The following is an 18,262-nucleotide window of genomic DNA, read 5'->3' as shown; positions in this document are numbered from 1 at the left end:
GATAACAACATGCAGACGCATTTCACCGAACAAGATCTCGAGAAGCCTCACCTGCGTGAGGCGGACAGGGTACTGAGAAGCTGCGTACACTGCGGCTTCTGCAACGCGACCTGCCCCACCTACCAATTGCTCGGCGATGAGCGCGATGGCCCTCGCGGGCGTATCTACCTGATGAAGGAGATGCTCGAGAGCCCAGCTGACGACCAGCGCATCACCGAAGAGACGCGGCTTCACCTGGACCGTTGCCTGACCTGCCGCAACTGCGAGACGACCTGTCCGTCAGGCGTCGAGTACCACAAGCTTCTGGATATCGGCCGCGCCGAGATCGAACGCCGGGTGCCGCGCTCCACCGCCGACAAGGCGTTGCGCTTCGGTCTGCGCAAGGCATTGGTCGAGCCTGCTCGCTTCAAGGCGCTGCTGTCGCTGGGCCAGACCTTCAAGCCACTGGTCCCGGGCGCGCTCAAGAGCAAGATGCCGCCTCGTCCGGTCGATGCAGGCGTCCGCCCCACCCGGCGACATGAGCGGCAGATGCTGATCCTGGAAGGCTGCGTTCAGCCGGGCCTGTCGCCCAACACCAATGCCGCTACTTCCCGCGTGCTGGACCGGCTAGGCATCGCGCTGACCCCGGCACCGGAGGCAGGCTGCTGCGGCGCCATCGACTTTCACCTGAACGCCCAAGAAGCCGGACGCGAGCGAGCCAGACGCAATATCGACGCCTGGCTGCCTCACCTTGACGCCGGTTGCGAGGCCATCATCCAGACCGCCAGCGGCTGCGGCGCCTTCGTCAAGGAATATGTCGAAGTGCTCGCCGACGACCCTGACTATGCCGAGAAGGCACGTCGGGTCAGCGAGGCCGCCAAGGACCTGGTCGAGGTGCTGGGACAGGAAGACCTGACCACTCTCGACGTGCGCGCCGACCAGCGCCTGGCCTTCCATTGCCCCTGCACCCTGCAGCATGCCCAGAAGCTCAACGGCGCGGTGGAAACGGTACTGACCAGGATGGGCTTCACCCTGACACCGGTGCGAGATGGCCACCTTTGCTGCGGCTCCGCCGGGACCTACTCGATCACCCAGCCCGAACTGTCGCGCCAGTTGCGCGACAACAAGATGGACGCGCTGGAGGAAGGCAAGCCGGATGTGGTCGTCACGGCGAACATTGGTTGCCAGACCCATCTTGCCTCCACCAACCGCACCCCGGTGCGCCACTGGGTCGAAATCGTCGATGAGGCGCTGGGCTAGGTGTTCAGTCCCGGAGTGTCATGGTCCAAAAAGCGAATCGTCACCGCGCTGACATCTTCAGTTGCCAGACCCATCTTGCCTCCACCAACCGCACCCCGGTGCGCCACTGGGTCGAGATCGTTGATGAGGCTCTGGTCAGACAGTCCCAGAGCGCCTAGACTGAAAACGAAAATATTTTCCACATTTTGTACTAACTGTAACAACAGGAGCCACCATGCCGACCAAGCCTTACCTCGACCAGTCTCAGGTCAATGCCATTCTTGATGCCGCGCAACAGGAAGCCGACGCCAACGGCTTCGCCGTCACCATTGTGGTCAGCGACGACGGCGGTTATCCGCTGGGCCTACGCCGCCTCGATGGTGCAGCGCCCTTCAGCGCTGACGTTGCCATGGCCAAGGCACGCTCCGCCGCCATCGGCCGCAAGGACACCCAGATTTTCGAGGACATGATCAACGGTGGCCGCAATGCCTTCCTGTCGGCGCCCATGCAGGGCCTGATGTCAGGCGGTGTCCCCGTCATGATCGATGGCCAGGTGGCAGGTGCCGTGGGCATCTCCGGGGTCAAGCCCGATCAGGACATCCAGGTGGCCAAGGCTGGCGCCGCTGCCATCGCGTAACACGCCGTCCCCGACAGCTGGATCCACCACCGCCGCCGCTTCTGGCGGCGGTGGTGCTTGTGACTCACCGAAGTGCTGACACGGAAGGTCCCATGCCACTTCTGCCCTTTCTCGCGCCGCTGGGTGCCGTGCTGATCTGGTCCGGCAACATGACCATCAACCAGCTGACCGTAGGCACCATCTCTCCCAGCAGCATCGCCTTTCTACGCTGGGTGCTGGCCGTACTCGTGATGACCCCCTTTGTCTGGCCACGACTGTGGTCAGAGCGACGGCAGGTCATCCAGCATTGGCCAAGGCTCGCGCTGCTCGGTCTGCTTGGCATGGCACTCTGGCAGGGCCTTGCCTACGTGGCAGCGGCCACCACCAGTGCCACCAACATGGGCATTCTAGCCGCCATGGTGCCGCTGCTGACCATTCTGCTCAGTGCGCTGGTGCTGCGAGAGGCGCCTACCTGGGGTGGATGCATCGGTGGCCTGCTGGCATTGATCGGGGTGCTCTGGCTCTTGAGCCAAGGCCGCCTCGCTACCCTGGCAGCGCTGGAGGTCGCTCCAGGCGATGCCCTGATGGTGGTGGCCGCCATCTGCTACGCGCTGTATGGCGTCATGCTCAAGCGTTGGCCGCTCCCCATCTCCCCCTGGGTCATGCTCTACGGCCAGGCGCTGTTCGCGGTGATCGCGCTGTTGCCTTTTTACCTGATGGGACCCATGACCCCCATTGATTCAAAAAATATAGGACTGATCCTGTACGCAGGCATCCCTGCGTCCATCGTCACCACCTACCTGTGGATGCTGGCCATTCGACAAATTGGCGCCAGCAGAGCCAGCATATTCATCAACCTGATGCCGCTGTTCAGCGCCCTTATCGCCATGTCCTTCCTTAGTGAAACTCTTTCGTGGCACCACCTTAGCGGTGGCGCGCTAGTGCTTTCCGGGGTTCTCTTGGCGCAGACCTTGCGTCGCCCCATCGGCCTAAAACCCCCTGTTGCCTAGGGAACATGCCAGCCATTGTCGCCATAACAGTGAACAATACTTAGACTTAGTTATCAGGCTTATTTGCATTTTCAGATCAGGTTGTATAGCTTTAGTACAACCGCTGAGCACAGGACGCCGGCGGTCCACTGCACCCACCAGCGACGAGAGGTTCACCATGAAACATATCGTCAAGGCAGCAGCACTGATGAGCGCCATGGCGTTGTTTTCCAGCATGGCCCTGGCAAACCATCATGAGGAAAGCGATGCACAGGAAAGTGGCGTCGATTCTTCCAATAATGTCACCGAGCAGCACGATGCAAGCGGCCAGCATGGCAGCGATGCCATGAACACTGATGAGCCGATTGTCGAGGACGGTGGCGTCGACTCTGCCAACAGCACCGAAGGTGCTGACGACGGCATGACTCAGACCCAGCCGACCGGTGACCTGGCCGAAGACAGTGGCGTCGACTCTGCCAACGAAACCGAATAAACGCGCCCTGCCAAGGACGGCACTAGCGGCACGGATATGCCGCGGGTCGGCGGCCAGGAAGGCCGCCAGTGGTTCCAGGACGGAACCGCAGGAGCAGGAGGCTCCACGACGAGCAGACGGATTCGCTCACGCCCGACAGCGACACGGAAGATTGACGGGCCCATGGAAGGGCCCAGGCCAGATCAGCACGGCTGCCAGGAAGGCTGCCGACAGTTCCAAGACGGAACTGATGGGCTTGGATGCCCACATTGAGCACAAGGATCGGCTCGCGCCGGACAGTGAAAAGGATGCCACCCGAGCCCAAGGAAGGGTTCACGCCTCCCACGCCCTCGTCCGGCTAACGTTTCTTGGTTGTTAGCCCCCACCCACAGCGACCTTCTTTGCCCTGAACTGAGACGTATGCGCTCTCACTGATGAGCCAGCGCACAGGCATCGACTGACCCTGTACAGACCATGACCAGTGAACATCTGGAGGTACTGCAATGAACACTTTCTCAACCACGTTGCTCAAGCGCCTGGCCCTTGCTGGACTGCTTGGACTCGCCTCCGGCGCCGCACTGGCAGACCACCACGGCGACGACCATGCGCACGCCCAGGGTGATATGCAGCAGGAGGAGGTCACGCCGGACAACAGCGGAGTCGATTCGGCCAATGACCCGTCCATGGCCGACCATGCCGATGGCGCCATCCCCGGTGGAGAAATCGTCAAGGATGGTGGCGTCGATTCCAGCCACATGCCTTCTGACAAGGCCTCTGACAGCGATAACCCGTCTGCTCTCGACGAGGGCAAGCTGGTCGAGGATAGCGGCGTCGACTCAGCCAACAAGCCGGAAAACGAGGTCTGAGACCTTTAGCACGGCGGCGCGCGCCGCTGCACCTGCCCGCAAAGTGACTCGTCTGGCTCCGCCCCTCATTAGGCGGGGCCTTTTTATGTCCTGGGGCTATCGGTTGCCTTAGTTGTCTTGCGTGTGTTGTGTCTCCTGCCACCCTGACGATGGGACAGGCGCTGGCTCACGTCACAGACGTGCCTAAGGTATACTCGTGACCACCTGTTTTTCGAAGTCCTGACACTACCGCCACTGTGTAGCGGAACACCTTACATGGGTCGTTGATACAGGGCTCGTGGCTGCTGTACAGATGCTTTTCCAGCGATGCTCTTGTGCCGCTGCTGTTATCCCGATGGTCTTATGTGAGCGATCTTGTACAGCACCTTTTTACCGCGTTTTCCTGTCAACCAACGCTGATCCCCACCTATTCCGGCTTTTCCACCTGCCGCAAGCGGCATGTTAGCCTTAGCGACTCATTTCCGGAGGAACGTTGCATGTCCCTCGATGATCTACAGCTGAATCTCCGCAACCTGACCTGCGACGACTATCCCCAGCTCAAGGGGCTGATGGACAAGGTCTATCACGATATTGGCGGAGCCTGGCCCAGGAACACCATCGACAAGCTGGTGGCAGAATTTCCTGACGGCCAGATCGTCATCGAGGACGATGGCCGCCTGGTGGGCGTTGCATTGACCGCCCTGGTGGACTACGAAGAGTTCTCCAACCCTCATCGCTACGACGATCTCATCGGTAAGCGCGAGACCATCCAGAACGACAAGGATGGCGATGCCATGTACGGCATCGATGTACTGATCGACCCCGCCTACCGCGGCTATCGCCTGGGCCGACGCCTGTACGAAGCGCGCAAGGAAGTCTGTCGCCAGCTCAACCTCAAGGCCATCCTGGCCGGGGGCCGCATCCCGGAGTATCACCGGGTTGCCGAGCAGATGTCTCCCAGTGAGTACATCGACAAGGTATCGCGCAAGGAGCTGCACGACCCCATCCTGTCGTTTCAGCTGTCCAACGATTTCCAGGTCAAGCGACTGCTGCGCAAATACTTGCCCGAGGACGAGAAGTCCCAGGGATATGCGACCCTGCTCGAGTGGAACAACATCCTGTTCGAGCCGGCCGAGCGCATGCTGGAAAGTCGTCCCACCCAGGTTCGGGTTGGCGCGGTGCAGTGGCAGATGCGCGAATTTGCATCGGTCGAGGCGGTACTGCAGCAGGTCGAGTACTTTGTCGATGCGCTGTCGGACTACCAGAGCGACTTTGCCGTCTTTCCCGAATTGTTCAATGCCCCGCTGATGGGGCTGCAGGATCGCGCCGCACAGCAGGACCAGATGGCGGCCATTCGCTTCCTGGCCGGATTCAGCGAGCGCTTCAAGACCGAAATGTCACGCATGGCGGTCGCCTATAACATCAACATCATCGCAGGGTCGATGATCGAGGAAGGGCCCGAGGGTCGCCTCTACAATGTGGCGTACCTGTGCCATCGTGACGGCAGCGTAGAGCGCCAGGCAAAACTGCACATCACCCCGCAAGAGCGGCGTGATTGGGTCATTGAGGGCGGCGACGACCTCTGCGTGTTCCAGACCGATGCTGGGCGCATCGGCATCCTGATCTGCTACGACGTGGAATTCCCGGAGCTGGGCCGACTGCTCGCGGATCAAGACATGGACATGCTGTTCGTGCCGTTCTGGACCGATACCAAGAATGGCTACCTGCGGGTGCGCCATTGTGCCCAGGCTCGCGCCATCGAGAACGAGTGCTATGTCGTCCTGTGTGGCAGCGTGGGCAACGTGCCGTCCATCGAGAACCTGGATATCCAGTACGCCCAGTCATCGGTGTTCTCACCGTCGGACTTTGCCTTTCCCCACGATGCGGTCATGGCAGAGACCACCCCCAACACCGAAATGATCATGTTCTCGGATCTCGACCTGTCGCGTTTGACCGTGGTGCGCGCCGAGGGCTCGGTGACCAACCTCAAGGACCGCCGCAAGGACCTGTTCGACCTGCGCCTGCGCGACTGGTCCTGGAAGTCCGGCGCCAGGGATCAGGACGACAGCTGATGTTGTCCCGCCTCAGGCGATGGCGAGCGGCGCGTTTCGATGCTCGTCATCCCTTTCCCGCCGACACCTGGGCAGCCGCGCGAGCGCGGCTGCCCTTGCTGGCCCGGGTGCCCGAGGCGTCGGCCCAGCGCCTGGGGCAGCGCGCCTGGCGCTTTCTTCACGACAAGCGTCTGAGCCTGCACCCGGACCTGGACCCTGCGGCACTGGATAGCGAGGAACGCCTGGCCCTGGCGGCCCAGGCCTGCCTGCTGACCCTCGGCTGGAGCGAGCACGAGCACCAGGACGCCTTCGCCAACGTGCACGAAGTACTGGTGTTGCCCGACGCCTTCCGTCGCCAGGTCGAAGAGATGGACGAGGCCGGCGTGATGCACGTCTACGAGGACGAGCGTGCCGGCGAGACGTTCTATCAGGGGCCTGTGGTCATTGCCCTGCCCGACCTGCTGGAGAGCGGTGGTCTGGAGGGCTTCAACGTGGTCATCCACGAGTTCGCCCATAAGCTCGACATGGGCAATTCTCAGGACGTCGACGGCTTCCCCCCGCTTCCTGTGACCATTGCCTCGGCGCAGTGGCATCGCGAATTCTCCGCGGTCTGGAACGACCTTCAGGAACGTGTTGCCAGCGGCGAGCCGACGCCTATCGATGACTACGCGGCCACTCACCCTGGAGAGTGTTTCGCGGTCTGCTGCGAGACCTTCTTCAGCGCACCCGACCTCCTATCGCAGGCCTATCCCGGCCTGTACGAACTGCTCTGTCGCTACTTCAAGCAGCAGCCGCATCAATGGCACCTACCCACCGCTGCCCTTGACGCTCCGTCATCCGACTCACAGGCTCGCTCGTCATGACCCGTCGCTGGCTTCTCCCTACTCTGGCGCTGACGCTTCTCCTCGCCTGCGGTCTGACCTGGCAATGGCTGGCGATGCATGACCTGCTGACGGTCGACACCTTGTTGACGCTGGCACAGGGCGCCGCGGCATGGCGCGATAGCCCATGGGCGATGGTGGCGGTGGCCAGCGTCTACGCCGGCCTGTCGCTGGTGATGTTCCCGCTGAGCCTGCTGGTAGCGGCCACGGGCCTGCTGTTCGGGCCCTGGTGGGGATTTGGTTATGCCCTGATTGGCACCTTGGCCGCGTCATGCCTGACCTGGTGGGTCGGCCGGCAACTCGGTCGGGACGCACTGCTGCGCTATGGCGGCAAGCGACTCCACGGCGTATCGCGCTACCTTTCCGGCCGCGGCATACGCACCATGACCATCGTCAATCTGCTGCCATTGGCCCCCTTCACCCTGACCAATATGCTGGCAGGTGCCTTTCACCTGCGTTTCAGGGATTACCTGATCGGCTCCGTCATCGGGATCGCCCCTGGGCTTGCCGGCGTTACCCTGCTGGGCAGCCAGCTGGGTGAGCTGGTAACGGCAGACAGCCGCAGCGAGGTGATCTACTCCGTGATGGGACTGGCCATCGGCGTTGCCGTGCTGGTGGCGCTCAAGCGCTGGGCGGACCGGCGCAAACGCTCCCGGCGCGAGATAACGCGGTAAGCCCTCTCTTGAACAGCGCGTCTCGAGTGCAGGGCGTGAAGTGCGGGGCGTGAAGTGAGCGCCCCCCAGGTGCGGGCGAGGCTTAGTCCGAAAAGTCGACGAGCGAAGGTTAGACAAGGCAAAAATCGGTGAGAAAGCGCAGTTTACGAAGTGTAAATGAGCATTTTGACCCGATTTTTAACGCCGTATCACCAAGCGCAGGCACTTTTCGTACAAGCCCTAGGTGGCACTTTCCTTAAGGTGAACAAACTCGATGCGGTTACGCCCGCCGGTCTTGGCACGGTACATGGCCTTGTCAGCATGGCTGACCAGCTGGCTCAGGTCCTCGTGCCCCTGATCGATCAACAGGGCGCCAATACTGGCCGTGACCGCAATCGGCGCTCCTGCGGCCGACACATCGAGACTGGCCAGCGCCTGATTGAAACGCTCCAGCGCCACCATCAGCGCCGGCTTGTCCACATCGGCCATGACCACGCAAAATTCCTCGCCTCCCATTCGCGCGATCAGGTCAGACTTGCGAAAGCTGGACGTGAGCGCTTTCGCCACGGCGACCAGAACCTGGTCGCCCACGTCATGGCCGTAAGTGTCGTTGATGGACTTGAAGTGATCGAGATCGATGAGCGCGATTCCCAGAGCCGCGCTATGGCACTGCCAGCGCTTGGTCAGTGCACCAAAGCGGGTGGCGAAGGCCCGTCTATTGCATACCCCGGTCAGGGGGTCGGTACCGGACAGCAGCGCCATTTCTTCCATCTGGTGATGAATACGAATGCTGGCCGCCACCCAGTGCGCCATGGCCTGCAGGCGCTGCCGATCGAGGTCGCTGAAGGCGTCAGGCGTCTCATGGGCAATATTCATTGTGCCCATGCAGCGACCGCTGCTGATCATCGGCACATCGAGACAACACCTTAGTCCCTTACTACGCAGCATCTGGCAATCCAGATCGCTGCTACCTTCGAAGCTGGCGGCGTACTCCGCCTGACGGGTGCGATAGACCCGCCCCACCATCGTCCCTTCGATGGGCATGGGAGCGTCTACGGGAATGGCGTTGTTACCCTGCATGGCAATCAATGCCAGTTCGGTCTCGGACTTGGCCAGGGTGATGGACGCCCGATTGGCGCCAAACACGGTATGCGACCACCTGGCCACCGTGTCCAGCACGTCCTGTAACGACTCGGCAGCAGACAGCTCGTGCACGAAGCGCACCGGCAATTCGATGGTCAAGTCGACGTCGAGAGACGTCATTTCCCCTGGTTCGCTTGCCTTGGACACCCTGCCACCTCCACGCCAGGCATTCATGCCATCCTGCTGCATTGTCATGACACTATCGTGCACCAGCTAGGGAGAGGGAACAACCGCCAAGCGACGCACCGCAACGGCATACTGACGACAGCAAGCCTTCGACATGTCTTAGGCCAGGGTACGCCTACGACTCTTCTCGGCGAGCCGGTGTCTTCGGTTCACCATGGTGGTGCCCAGGCCACCAGGAAGGACGCTCTTCCCGCCATTCGTCTTGCACCACGTGACGCAGGACTCGTCCTCGGTAGCACAGCATCTGCCATTCAGCGCCAAGACGGCTACGCACCCGCTCCCAGCCGCCGTCGTCTGCGTGTGTAAAGGGGCCGCCATGGGCGATGGCCAGGCGATAGACGCGCAGGCAACGCTCGGCACAGCGCGACTCATCGTAGTCTTTTGCGGTTGTCAGCGCGGCCTGATGCCTGTCCTGCCAGCACTCGGGCTCACCGCACTCCAGCAGCGCCTCGGCAAAGGCACTCTCGTCCTCGCTCTGCAGCAGGCGGCCGTTGGCACCGTCACGCACCACCTCGCGCACGCCTGGCGCGTCCAGGGCCACCACCGGCAAGCCCGCCGCCATCGCCTCGGCGACGACCATGCCTTGCGTCTCGCTAAACGAAGCAAAGGCAAACACATCCATCCCATGGTAGGCATCGATCAGCTCCTGACCATGCAGGCACCCGGTAAAGCAGACGCGATCCAACACCCCCTGTTCCTGGGCGATGCTCTCGACCACCTGCCGCGCATTGCCGTCACCCACCACCAGCCACAAGGCGTCCGTTCGGGCCGTCAACGCCAGGCACACAGCACGGGCCAGGAAGGCCAGATTCTTCTCCTTGGCAAGGCGACCAAGATGTCCCAACACCAGCGCATCGTCACCGATACCGAAGTGCTTACGCCAACGGTCACGCTGGCCACCGGCAAACCGACGGGTATCGACACCGCTTGGTACCACCGTGGTCTGCGGATTGCCGGCACGTTCCGCCAACAGCGCCTTGATGCTCTCGCTCGGCGCGATGACCTCGTCACACAGCCAGGTGTACTGGGTCGCCAGGGCGATGGCGAAGCGCTGCATCCGGGGCGAATGCCCGGGCACATAGTGGGTGTAGTGTTCATACAGTGTGTGGTGGGTGAACACCAAAGGCAGTCCGTACGTTTCCGCTGCTCGAGCCGCGGTATCCCCCAGCAGGAAAGGATGATGGGAATGCACGATGTCTGGCTCGAAGGACTCGATGGCATCGAACAATTGCCCGGGAATCGGTACGGGGAGGGAAAAGTCACTGCCATTGAACTGCTGGACCGCCGCCACCCTGACCACATCCGGCTCGTTGTCCGGCTGTCCCTCAAGCCGAGGTGCCACCACCAGCACAGCATGGCCGGCGTCCTGGAGCTGGGACTTGAGACGCTGCACGGATTCGCTCACCCCGCCCACAATGGGTGCATAGGTGTTGGTGAACATCAGCACATTCACGGTGGCTATTCGCTCCCGAAAGCAGGTAAAAAAAGCGTATAACGCCTGCGTGAAACGGTCGTCACTCGAGTGGCGTAAACGACGGCAACGGCGCTGGCAACAAACCCTATGAGGACAAGTTTACGCGTGTATGGTTCGCCCCGCCTGGCCATCATGGATACGAGCACTCAGGTGACTCAGGTGGAGGCAGGGGTGATGACAGAACGTTAGGCATCCTCCCGATCGGCCAGCAGCCACTTCCACAGACCGTGTGCGGCCTGACCCTGCTGCCGTTTTGGCCGGCACAGCCAGAACCCTTCATCCACGGGCAATGCCGTCGCGAAAGGGGCCACCAGGGAGTGCCTACCAGTCAGCAGGCGCTGATGAACCAATGCCACTCCGACGCCCTGCTCGGCAAGGCTGATGACCATGCTGAGGTTGTCGCATACCAGGCTATGGCATTGGCGCGACAGCGCTGCCTGGTCCACCAGAGACAGCCACGCCGGCCAGCCTGAGGCGAATCCTGCAGCGTGCAACAGCGTCTGTCCAGCCAGATCCCCCGGTGAGGCCAGACGCTCGGCCAGCGACGGTGAGCATACGGGGATCAGCGACTCCTTGCCCAGGCTGATGCTCTCCACATTCCCCCAGTCCCCTCGGCCGTAGCGGATTTCCATATCCGCCCCCTGGGCGCCAAAGTCGGCGCTCCAGATGGCACTGACCACCCTGACCGAGATATCGCGATGAGTGGCGTGAAAACGCGCCAGCCGAGGCGCCAACCAATAATGCTGCAGGGCGGGCGTGGTGCGCAGGGTGACCTGGCCTTCCGAGGTGGTACCGAACACCTCAAGCGTTCCCTCTTCCAGGCGCGCGAAGGCTTCCTGCACGCTCGGAAGCCAGGCTTGGCCTGCCGGGGTCAACGACAGGCTGCGAGGGTGTCGTACGAACAGGGCTTGCCCCAGACGATCCTCCAGCAACCTGATGCGCTGACTGATGGCCGCCTGAGTCACCGACAGTTCCTGTCCTGCTGCGGTGAAGCTCAGCGTGCGCGCCGAGGCCTCGAAGGCCTGCAGCCAGTGGAGAGGAGGAAGAGCGCTCATCTCGTATCCATCCGCGTAGTGGTTGGTTTACTTGGCACCAAGCAAAAAGGTGCCATAAGCAGAGCTTGGCCTAAGACCCCATATTAGTCGTTTGTCGACGCGGGCTCGAGCCGCCACCATGTTTCCCCTCCCTCACCTTCAACATGCCGCTTCAGGAGAGTTTCCATGCAAAGCGATGCCGTGCCGCCCCAAGCGACTGACGTCTCCCTACACGCTGACGCGCTAATCGACATGCATGAACTCGCCCCCTACCCCGACCGGCCATGGCTTGCCACCGTCAGCACCAGCGAATCCCACGTCAGGCTGACCTGGGAAAACGGTGACGAGGGCAGCTACCCGCTGATCTGGCTTCGTGATCATTGTGCCTGCGAGCGATGCCGACACCCGCAGACCCGGGAGCGGCTGGTGATGCCCCTTGAGGAAACGCCACGGCTGTCTGGTGCACGGGTCGTACAAGGGCAACTGCAGCTGTCCTGGCAGGATGAGCATATCAGCCGGTTCGCCAGCGGCTGGCTGCATCAGCGCCGGCCAGGGTATTCAAGCCCGTCGCCGCTGCCCAACACGGTGGCGTGGCCCCATGGTTTCGCTGCCGAGCGTGTACGCCACTCAGACCTCGTCGCCGGCGGTGAGGGCGAACAACGGTGGCTCACCGCACTGCTGCGCGATGGCCTGGTGCTGCTGGATGACGGCCCGCTGGCCCTGGACGAAGTCAGCCGACTGGCGCAGCGTATCGGACCGCTCAGAGCGACCAACTTCGGTGCACGTTTCGACGTAGTCTCAAAGCCCAACCCCAACAACGCAGCCTATACGGCCATCGGCCTGGCGCTGCATACGGACCTGCCCAACTGGCGCCAGCCGCCGGACATACAGCTGCTTTACTGCCTCAAGAACGATGCCGAAGGAGGCGGCTCGATCTTTGCCGACGGCGTTCAGGTCGCTGAGGCATTGCGGGCCGAACATCCCGCCCACTTCACCCTGTTGGCGACAACGCCCATCGACTTTCGCTTTCAGGATGACGAGCAGGATATTGGCGTGCGCGAACCGGTCATAGACGTGGCGCCGGATGGGCGCATTCGCGAGATTCGCTTCAATAACTGGATTCGTGACACCCTCCACCTGCCGGAGGCGTTGATCGCCCCCTGGTACGAGGCCTACGCCCATTTCTGGGCGTTGCTGAACGCCCCGGAGCACCGAATATCCCTTGAGCTCAAGCCAGGGCAGATGGTCGCCTTTGACAATCGCCGGGTTCTCCACGGTCGCGAAGCGTTCGACCCCAGCACCGGCGAGCGCCACCTGCAGGGCACCTACCTGGACCGCGACATGCTGGAGTCACGCTTGCGCGTGCTGGCCAGACAGGGCTGAGCCAGCGCCCTAGTGCGCCAGCCCGTCGCTCAAGCCGGGACAGCAATGCGGTCTTCCAGTCCCTTCGCGAGAAAGTCGACCAGCGCCCGCAGTCGAGCCGGCACGTGACGGCGCTGGGCATAGACCGCGAAGAAGTCGGCCCTGACTCCCTGCCACCCCGGCAGCAGCTGAACCAGTCTTCCCGCCGCCAGGTCATCACAGACATCCCACCAGGAGCGCAGCATGATCCCGTGGCCGTCTAGCGCCAGTCGCTTGATGACTTCCCCGTCATTGCTGGCAAGGCGGCCACCGACCTTCACCGATGCCTCCTTGCCCTGGGCATCTTCAAAGCGCCACTGAGCAAAGTCACTATCGTTCTCGCGAAGCACCAGACAGGCATGGCGTTGAAGGTCGGAGACGGCGACGGGCCGTCCGTGCCTGGTCAGGTAGTCAGGTGAGGCACAGGGCACTCGACGGTTGATGACCAGCCGACGCGCGACCAGGCGCGAGTCCGGTGGCTCGCCGATACGGATCCCCAGATCGCCCCCCTCCACCAGCGGCGCAGGAAAGTTCGACAGTTCAAGCGACGCCTCGATCCCGGGATGCTGGGCACAGAAATCGGATAGCAGTGGAGCCACGTGGCGGCGACCGAAGCCAAAGGTGGCATTGATGCGAATCGGCCCCGCCAGGGCGCGGCGGTCCTCCCCCAGGCTCTCTTCCAGCTCTGCCAGCTCTTCCAGCAGGGCCATGCCACGGGCCAGATACCGCTCTCCCTCGGCGGTCAGGGTCCACCGGCGGGTGGTACGCGTGGCCAGCTCAACCCCCAGCCGTGCCTCGATCTGCTTGAGCCGTTTGCTCACCGCCGACAGCGACAGCCCAAGCTCCCGCGCCGTAGCCGTCAAGTTGCCTGCCAGCGCCAGCTGGCGAAAGAACGCAAGATCATCCAGTGACGCCACGCCACTCTCCACCAAGATTCAACAATGAATTGCCATAAAGCCCCATTATCCCATTCACGTAAAGGGCTACACTGGCTCCAGCGACGGCGACCTGGCCAACGTCAGGACCGCCGACCTGACGACAGATGGCCGTTCAACCCGCAACCACTCGGCTGGCAGTCTCTCCACTAACAACAGATCAACATCAACGCTGACAGGAGCTCGCCCCATGTCTCATCGCATTGCGATCATCGCCGGAGACGGCATCGGTACCGAAGTCATGCCAGAGGGCGTGCGCGCCCTGGAGGCCGCCGCCAAGCGTTTCGATATTGCGCTCGACACCCAGACCTTTGACTTCGCCTGCTGTGACTATTACCTCGAGCACGGCAAGATGCTGCCGGACGACTGGCGTGAGACGCTGATCGGCTTTGATGCCATCTTCTATGGTGCCATCGGCTGGCCCGACAAAGTGCCCGATCACATCTCGCTGTGGGGATCGCTGCTCAAGTTTCGACGCGAGTTTGACCAGTACGTCAACCTGCGCCCCTGCCGCCTGCTACCGGGGATCAAGAGTCCTCTGGCAGGACGCGTGCCCGGGGACATCGACTTCTATGTGGTTCGCGAGAACACCGAGGGCGAGTATTCGAGCGTTGGCGGCACCATGTTCGAGGGCACTGATCGGGAAGTCGTCATTCAGGAAACCGTGATGACCCGCCACGGCGTCGACCGAGTCCTCAAGTACGCCTTTGACCTGGCCCAGAGCCGGCCTCGCAAGAAACTGACGTCCGCCACCAAGTCCAACGGCATCGCCATCACCATGCCCTGGTGGGACAGTCGCGTGGCCGAGATGGCCAAGCACTACAGCGATGTCGAGGTCGACAAGTTTCATATCGACATCCTGACCGCCAACTTCGTGATGCACCCGGACTGGTTCGATGTGGTGGTCGCCTCGAATCTGTTCGGCGACATCCTGTCTGACCTGGGGCCTGCCTGCACCGGCACCATTGGCGTCGCCCCCTCTGCCAACATCAACCCTGAGGGCACCTTCCCCAGCCTGTTCGAGCCAGTTCACGGCAGCGCACCGGATATCGCCGGCAAGGGCATCGCCAATCCCATCGGCCAGATCTGGTCCGGAGCCATGATGCTCGAACACCTGGGACACAAGGACGCCGGCGACGCCATCCTCGCGGCGATCGAAGCCGTACTGGAAGACGGCGACAAGGCGGTCCTGACGCCGGACCTTGGTGGCACTGGTACCACCGAGCGACTGGGTGGTGCCATCAGCGAGCGGATTGCTCACGGCTGAGGCCGGCGGGGCAGGCCTGATCGAACAGGTCAGCCCCGCTGCCACACGCCCTGTACCACCCTCACCCGGTCGTGCTGAAGGTTGTCGAGCAGGTTACGCCCCATGTCGACAAACGACTCACCGAAGATGGCCGCCGCGCCGGGCAGCGTGTGACGGCTGCCCTCCGTCTTTGCGGGCGTCCCCTGCGTCGTGTCAGCCTGTGGCGGTTGTTCGTGGCGTGCATGCTTGCCCCGCCATGCCAGGGCATCGGCCGTCACGTCCTCAAGCGTCAGGCACTCAAAGCCAGCGCTTTCCAGGCGCCGCTCAAGCTGAGCCAGTGACTCGAGCTGGCTATGCTCTCGGCGACTTGCCCAGGGCACCGGCAGCACCAGCGGTGAGGGGTTGTCACCGCTGACCACCTCATGCAATAGCAGCTTGCCCTGACCGGCAAGGACTCGACACCATTCGCCGATCACCGCATCGGGGGTCGGCATGTTAAGCAGCGCATGCTGACACCAGACCGCGTCAACACTTGCGCTGGGCAGCGGCAGTTCGGCAGCATCGGCACAGATGAACCGGGTCCTGGACGACAGCCCGGTGGCACGACTGAGCCATCTGGCCACATCGATAAACTCCGCCGTGACGTCAATCCCCACCACCTGCCAGTCGCCTTCAGCGGCAAGCAGGCGACTGGCACCCCCGGTGCCACAGCCGATATCCAGCACGCGGCTGCCAGGGGGCAGTTGAGCCAACCGACTCAGCCGTCGACTCGCCGCGCGGCCGCCAAGATGAAGCTGGTCGACACCCGCTATCTCGTCCAGGCTCAGCCGCTCCACATCGCAGCCTGCCGTCTGAAAGGCATCTCTCAGCCGGTCGGTCAAACCGGCATCAAGGCGGCCAGCAGGTTTGCCAGCGGGTTTGCCAGCATAGTGCTCATCGACTCTTGCCAATACCGCCTCACTACGTGACCTCGTGTCCTTCATCCCCAGGCTCCCTATTGTTTTCTGATTCCCTGTCGTACTGTCCTTCACGGCCACGCCCTGATTCCCTGTCCCCCACTAGCCATCTGACCACGCCGGTATCAGCACCGGAGTGGCTATTGGCAGAAGCCGCCCCATCCTTGGACAACATTGATACCAGAGACATACACTAGCTTTACATCATGAACGTTTCTCTGGAGTCACCATGTCTTCGCACGGACGCCGTCTTCGCTCTCTGAACACCCTGTTTCCCCTCAGCATGCTGGCGCTGGCCGGCTGCACCGGGCTGCCTTCGGGTACCCAACCCATCAATGACTTTGCCCTTGATGACTACCTGGGGCGCTGGTACGAGATCGCTCGCTTCGATCACAGCTTTGAAGAGGGGCTGGACTGCGTGACCGCAGACTACTCCCTGCGCGACGACGGTGGCGTGCGAGTGATCAACCGCGGCGTCAACCTCGCCGAGGGCAACGTGGATGTGGCAGAAGGCAAGGCCTACCTGCTTGAGGAAGACAATGTGGGCCGCCTGAAAGTGAGTTTCTTCGGCCCCTTCTACTCAAGCTACAACATTCTGGCGCTGGACGACGCAGGACAATGGTCGCTGGTCACCGGACCAGACCGCGACTATCTCTGGGTTCTGGCGCGGAGTCCTCAACTGAACCAGGCGACCTACCAATCGCTGGTCGAGCGCGCCGAACGCCTCGACTACCCGGTTGACGAGTTGATCAACGTCGACCAGGGCGAAGCCTGCACCGCGTATCGACAAGGGGCGTAAGTCGCCGATCAGGTCCTCCAGCTCTCGTCAAAATGTATAACATACAGATGCATGATTACCTCATACGCTGAAGGGGCGGCCATGGTGGCTGCCTTTTCACTGCATGGAGGTTTCCCCAATGTCACTTGGAAGACGAGAGTTTCTTGCTGCCACGGCAGCCATCGGCGCCAGCAGCTTTGCACCGTCGCTGTTCGCTCAGGCCCCCGCCCCCCAACGTTACCCGGTCGATGCATGGCAGGTGGTAGACGACCGATTCGCATCGTACAAGCTGTTCAACGCTCCGCTGGAGCGCGAATGGACAGGCGGGCTGTGGCTGGAAGGGCCTGCCTGGAACGCGGTCGGCCGCTACGCGGTGTTCAGCGATATCCCAAGAGCGCGACAGATGCGCTGGGACGAGGCCAGTGGTCAGGTCAGTGTGCTGCGTGACCACGTGGGGCACTCCAACGGCAACGCGTTCGATGATCGCGGTCGGCTGGTGGCCTGCGAACACTCCCCTGCACGGGTAGTACGCTATGAGTGGGACGGCAGCCTCAGCGTGCTGGCGAGCACCTACGAAGGCAAACCCCTGAATGCCCCGAATGATCTGGTAACGCTTCCGGGGGGCGCGATCATCTTTACCGACCCGGGTTACGGCGCTCACTCCGACTACGAGGGGCAAAAGCGTGAGCTGGAGCTGGACACTGCGATCTACTATTGGGAAGAAGGCCTGGACGAGCCTCGACGGCTGACTACCGAGCTGTTCAAGCCCAACGGCATCGCTCTGGGCCCGGACGGCACGTCCCTATACGTCACTGACACGGCCCCCTCTCACCATCCCGACCAACCTGCGACCATTACCCGCTTCACCCTGGACAGCGACCAGAAAACGCTAGGCGAAGCAACGCGGCTGGTCGAGAGCAAGACCGAGGGCTACGACGGCATGTGCTGCGACGAGGACGGCAACCTGTGGGTAGGTACGTCTGGAGGAGAGGGCATCGATGGTGTCAGCGTCTTCGCCAGTGACGGCACCCTCATCGGCCGTATTCTGCTACCAGAGGTGTGCGCCAACGTCTGCTTTGTGGGTGAGAAACGCAACCGCCTGCTGATGGCTGCCAGTCAGTCGATCTACACCCTGTACACCGGTGCACGGGGAATCTAGGGCTTGCCTGAAAAGTGCCTGCGCTAGGTCATACGGCGTTAAAAATCGGCTGGTACGCCAGCCCGGTCAAAATGCTCATTTACACCCTGTAAACTGCGCTTTCTCACCGATTTTTGCCTTGTCTAACCTTCGCTCGTCGACTTTTCGTACAAACCCTAGACCTCCTGAGCCTAGCCCCGGCTCGCCGAAGCGAATCGGCGAGCCGGGGCGAAGGCATCGGCGAGC

The 18,262-nt window shown here is 62.2% G+C and carries 18 protein-coding genes; 13 read left to right on the top strand and 5 right to left on the bottom strand.

All coding sequences use genetic code 11. The annotated features are described in order from the left end of the window. The first annotated feature begins 9 nt into the window (after positions 1–9). The 9 genes from glcF (at position 10) to KUV45_RS12735 (ending at position 7,746) form a co-directional block, all read left to right on the top strand. Entirely contained in the window at positions 10–1,239 is a 1,230-nt protein-coding gene (glcF, locus tag KUV45_RS12775) for a glycolate oxidase subunit GlcF (protein WP_222161709.1), read from the top strand. 20 nt (positions 1,240–1,259) lie between these two features. Continuing rightward, the gene (locus KUV45_RS12770) at positions 1,260–1,397 is read left to right on the top strand and encodes a hypothetical protein (protein WP_222161708.1); all 138 of its coding nucleotides are present in this window, start codon (positions 1,260–1,262) and stop codon (positions 1,395–1,397) included. Positions 1,398–1,453: 56 nt separating this feature from the next. Beyond that, positions 1,454–1,855: a heme-binding protein gene (locus KUV45_RS12765; RefSeq protein WP_206939898.1), complete on the top strand. Its 402-nt coding sequence runs from the start codon at positions 1,454–1,456 to the stop codon at positions 1,853–1,855. Positions 1,856–1,947: 92 nt separating this feature from the next. Beyond that, complete coding sequence (locus KUV45_RS12760; protein WP_222161707.1) at positions 1,948–2,844, top strand: DMT family transporter; 897 nt, start codon at positions 1,948–1,950, stop codon at positions 2,842–2,844. Positions 2,845–3,001: 157 nt separating this feature from the next. Then, positions 3,002–3,316 (top strand): hypothetical protein, encoded by a 315-nt coding sequence (locus tag KUV45_RS12755; protein ID WP_222161706.1) that lies wholly within the window; start codon positions 3,002–3,004, stop codon positions 3,314–3,316. 482 nt (positions 3,317–3,798) lie between these two features. Further along, entirely contained in the window at positions 3,799–4,161 is a 363-nt protein-coding gene (locus tag KUV45_RS12750; RefSeq protein ID WP_206939904.1) for a hypothetical protein, read from the top strand. A gap of 476 nt (positions 4,162–4,637) precedes the next feature. Continuing rightward, positions 4,638–6,212 (top strand): bifunctional GNAT family N-acetyltransferase/carbon-nitrogen hydrolase family protein, encoded by a 1,575-nt coding sequence (locus tag KUV45_RS12745; RefSeq protein ID WP_222161705.1) that lies wholly within the window; start codon positions 4,638–4,640, stop codon positions 6,210–6,212. After that, positions 6,212–7,054 carry a zinc-dependent peptidase gene (locus KUV45_RS12740; RefSeq protein WP_222161704.1) on the top strand — a complete coding sequence of 281 codons (843 nt, stop codon included), beginning with the start codon at positions 6,212–6,214 and terminating at the stop codon, positions 7,052–7,054. The genes KUV45_RS12745 and KUV45_RS12740 overlap by 1 nt, the downstream gene beginning before the upstream one ends. Beyond that, positions 7,051–7,746, top strand: a complete 696-nt coding sequence (locus tag KUV45_RS12735; protein WP_222161703.1) for a TVP38/TMEM64 family protein — start codon at positions 7,051–7,053, stop codon at positions 7,744–7,746. The genes KUV45_RS12740 and KUV45_RS12735 overlap by 4 nt, the downstream gene beginning before the upstream one ends. Before the next feature lie 219 nt (positions 7,747–7,965). Here the strand turns inward: KUV45_RS12735 and KUV45_RS12730 are convergent, their stop codons facing one another. The 3 genes from KUV45_RS12730 to KUV45_RS12720 form a co-directional block, all read right to left on the bottom strand. Then, positions 7,966–9,063 (bottom strand): sensor domain-containing diguanylate cyclase, encoded by a 1,098-nt coding sequence (locus tag KUV45_RS12730; RefSeq protein ID WP_206939910.1) that lies wholly within the window; start codon positions 9,061–9,063, stop codon positions 7,966–7,968. Between the two features lie 106 nt (positions 9,064–9,169). Continuing rightward, a complete protein-coding gene (locus KUV45_RS12725) occupies positions 9,170–10,507 on the bottom strand; it encodes a glycosyltransferase (protein WP_222161702.1) in 1,338 nt (445 codons plus the stop codon). Positions 10,508–10,713: 206 nt separating this feature from the next. Further along, positions 10,714–11,583, bottom strand: coding sequence for a LysR substrate-binding domain-containing protein (locus KUV45_RS12720; protein WP_222161701.1), 870 nt, complete (start codon positions 11,581–11,583; stop codon positions 10,714–10,716). Positions 11,584–11,748: 165 nt separating this feature from the next. Here KUV45_RS12720 and KUV45_RS12715 point away from each other — a divergent pair, with 165 nt between their 5' ends. Continuing rightward, the gene (locus KUV45_RS12715; RefSeq protein WP_224851829.1) at positions 11,749–12,945 is read left to right on the top strand and encodes a TauD/TfdA family dioxygenase; all 1,197 of its coding nucleotides are present in this window, start codon (positions 11,749–11,751) and stop codon (positions 12,943–12,945) included. Positions 12,946–12,974: 29 nt separating this feature from the next. On the opposite strand, the gene KUV45_RS12710 is transcribed toward KUV45_RS12715, so the two are convergent. Beyond that, the gene (locus tag KUV45_RS12710) at positions 12,975–13,880 is read right to left on the bottom strand and encodes a LysR family transcriptional regulator (protein WP_222161700.1); all 906 of its coding nucleotides are present in this window, start codon (positions 13,878–13,880) and stop codon (positions 12,975–12,977) included. A gap of 208 nt (positions 13,881–14,088) precedes the next feature. Here KUV45_RS12710 and KUV45_RS12705 point away from each other — a divergent pair, with 208 nt between their 5' ends. Further along, positions 14,089–15,165 carry a tartrate dehydrogenase gene (locus KUV45_RS12705; protein WP_222161699.1) on the top strand — a complete coding sequence of 359 codons (1,077 nt, stop codon included), beginning with the start codon at positions 14,089–14,091 and terminating at the stop codon, positions 15,163–15,165. Between the two features lie 29 nt (positions 15,166–15,194). Here the strand turns inward: KUV45_RS12705 and KUV45_RS12700 are convergent, their stop codons facing one another. Next, the gene (locus tag KUV45_RS12700) at positions 15,195–16,127 is read right to left on the bottom strand and encodes a class I SAM-dependent methyltransferase (protein WP_222161698.1); all 933 of its coding nucleotides are present in this window, start codon (positions 16,125–16,127) and stop codon (positions 15,195–15,197) included. A 202-nt stretch (positions 16,128–16,329) separates the two neighbouring features. Here KUV45_RS12700 and KUV45_RS12695 point away from each other — a divergent pair, with 202 nt between their 5' ends. After that, entirely contained in the window at positions 16,330–16,899 is a 570-nt protein-coding gene (locus tag KUV45_RS12695) for a lipocalin family protein (RefSeq protein WP_222161697.1), read from the top strand. A gap of 118 nt (positions 16,900–17,017) precedes the next feature. Then, positions 17,018–18,037, top strand: coding sequence for an SMP-30/gluconolactonase/LRE family protein (locus tag KUV45_RS12690; protein ID WP_206939926.1), 1,020 nt, complete (start codon positions 17,018–17,020; stop codon positions 18,035–18,037). Positions 18,038–18,262 lie beyond the last annotated feature (225 nt).

This window comes from Halomonas sp. DP3Y7-2 (assembly GCF_019800795.1).
In the GTDB taxonomy this organism is placed as follows: Bacteria; Pseudomonadota; Gammaproteobacteria; order Pseudomonadales; family Halomonadaceae; genus Halomonas; species Halomonas litopenaei_A.
This window is presented reverse-complemented; position numbering and strand designations above follow the sequence as displayed.

What these genes read in the sequence shown, in the direction of transcription:
- glcF (WP_222161709.1), top strand. Translation starts at nt 10, where the DNA reads ATGCAGACGCATTTCACCGAACAAGATCTCGAGAAGCCTCACCTGCGT.
- KUV45_RS12770 (WP_222161708.1), top strand. Translation starts at nt 1,260, where the DNA reads ATGGTCCAAAAAGCGAATCGTCACCGCGCTGACATCTTCAGTTGCCAG.
- KUV45_RS12765 (WP_206939898.1), top strand. Translation starts at nt 1,454, where the DNA reads ATGCCGACCAAGCCTTACCTCGACCAGTCTCAGGTCAATGCCATTCTT.
- KUV45_RS12760 (WP_222161707.1), top strand. Translation starts at nt 1,948, where the DNA reads ATGCCACTTCTGCCCTTTCTCGCGCCGCTGGGTGCCGTGCTGATCTGG.
- KUV45_RS12755 (WP_222161706.1), top strand. Translation starts at nt 3,002, where the DNA reads ATGAAACATATCGTCAAGGCAGCAGCACTGATGAGCGCCATGGCGTTG.
- KUV45_RS12750 (WP_206939904.1), top strand. Translation starts at nt 3,799, where the DNA reads ATGAACACTTTCTCAACCACGTTGCTCAAGCGCCTGGCCCTTGCTGGA.
- KUV45_RS12745 (WP_222161705.1), top strand. Translation starts at nt 4,638, where the DNA reads ATGTCCCTCGATGATCTACAGCTGAATCTCCGCAACCTGACCTGCGAC.
- KUV45_RS12740 (WP_222161704.1), top strand. Translation starts at nt 6,212, where the DNA reads ATGTTGTCCCGCCTCAGGCGATGGCGAGCGGCGCGTTTCGATGCTCGT.
- KUV45_RS12735 (WP_222161703.1), top strand. Translation starts at nt 7,051, where the DNA reads ATGACCCGTCGCTGGCTTCTCCCTACTCTGGCGCTGACGCTTCTCCTC.
- KUV45_RS12730 (WP_206939910.1), bottom strand. Translation starts at nt 9,063, where the DNA reads ATGACAATGCAGCAGGATGGCATGAATGCCTGGCGTGGAGGTGGCAGG.
- KUV45_RS12720 (WP_222161701.1), bottom strand. Translation starts at nt 11,583, where the DNA reads ATGAGCGCTCTTCCTCCTCTCCACTGGCTGCAGGCCTTCGAGGCCTCG.
- KUV45_RS12715 (WP_224851829.1), top strand. Translation starts at nt 11,749, where the DNA reads ATGCAAAGCGATGCCGTGCCGCCCCAAGCGACTGACGTCTCCCTACAC.
- KUV45_RS12705 (WP_222161699.1), top strand. Translation starts at nt 14,089, where the DNA reads ATGTCTCATCGCATTGCGATCATCGCCGGAGACGGCATCGGTACCGAA.
- KUV45_RS12700 (WP_222161698.1), bottom strand. Translation starts at nt 16,127, where the DNA reads ATGAAGGACACGAGGTCACGTAGTGAGGCGGTATTGGCAAGAGTCGAT.
- KUV45_RS12695 (WP_222161697.1), top strand. Translation starts at nt 16,330, where the DNA reads ATGTCTTCGCACGGACGCCGTCTTCGCTCTCTGAACACCCTGTTTCCC.
- KUV45_RS12690 (WP_206939926.1), top strand. Translation starts at nt 17,018, where the DNA reads ATGTCACTTGGAAGACGAGAGTTTCTTGCTGCCACGGCAGCCATCGGC.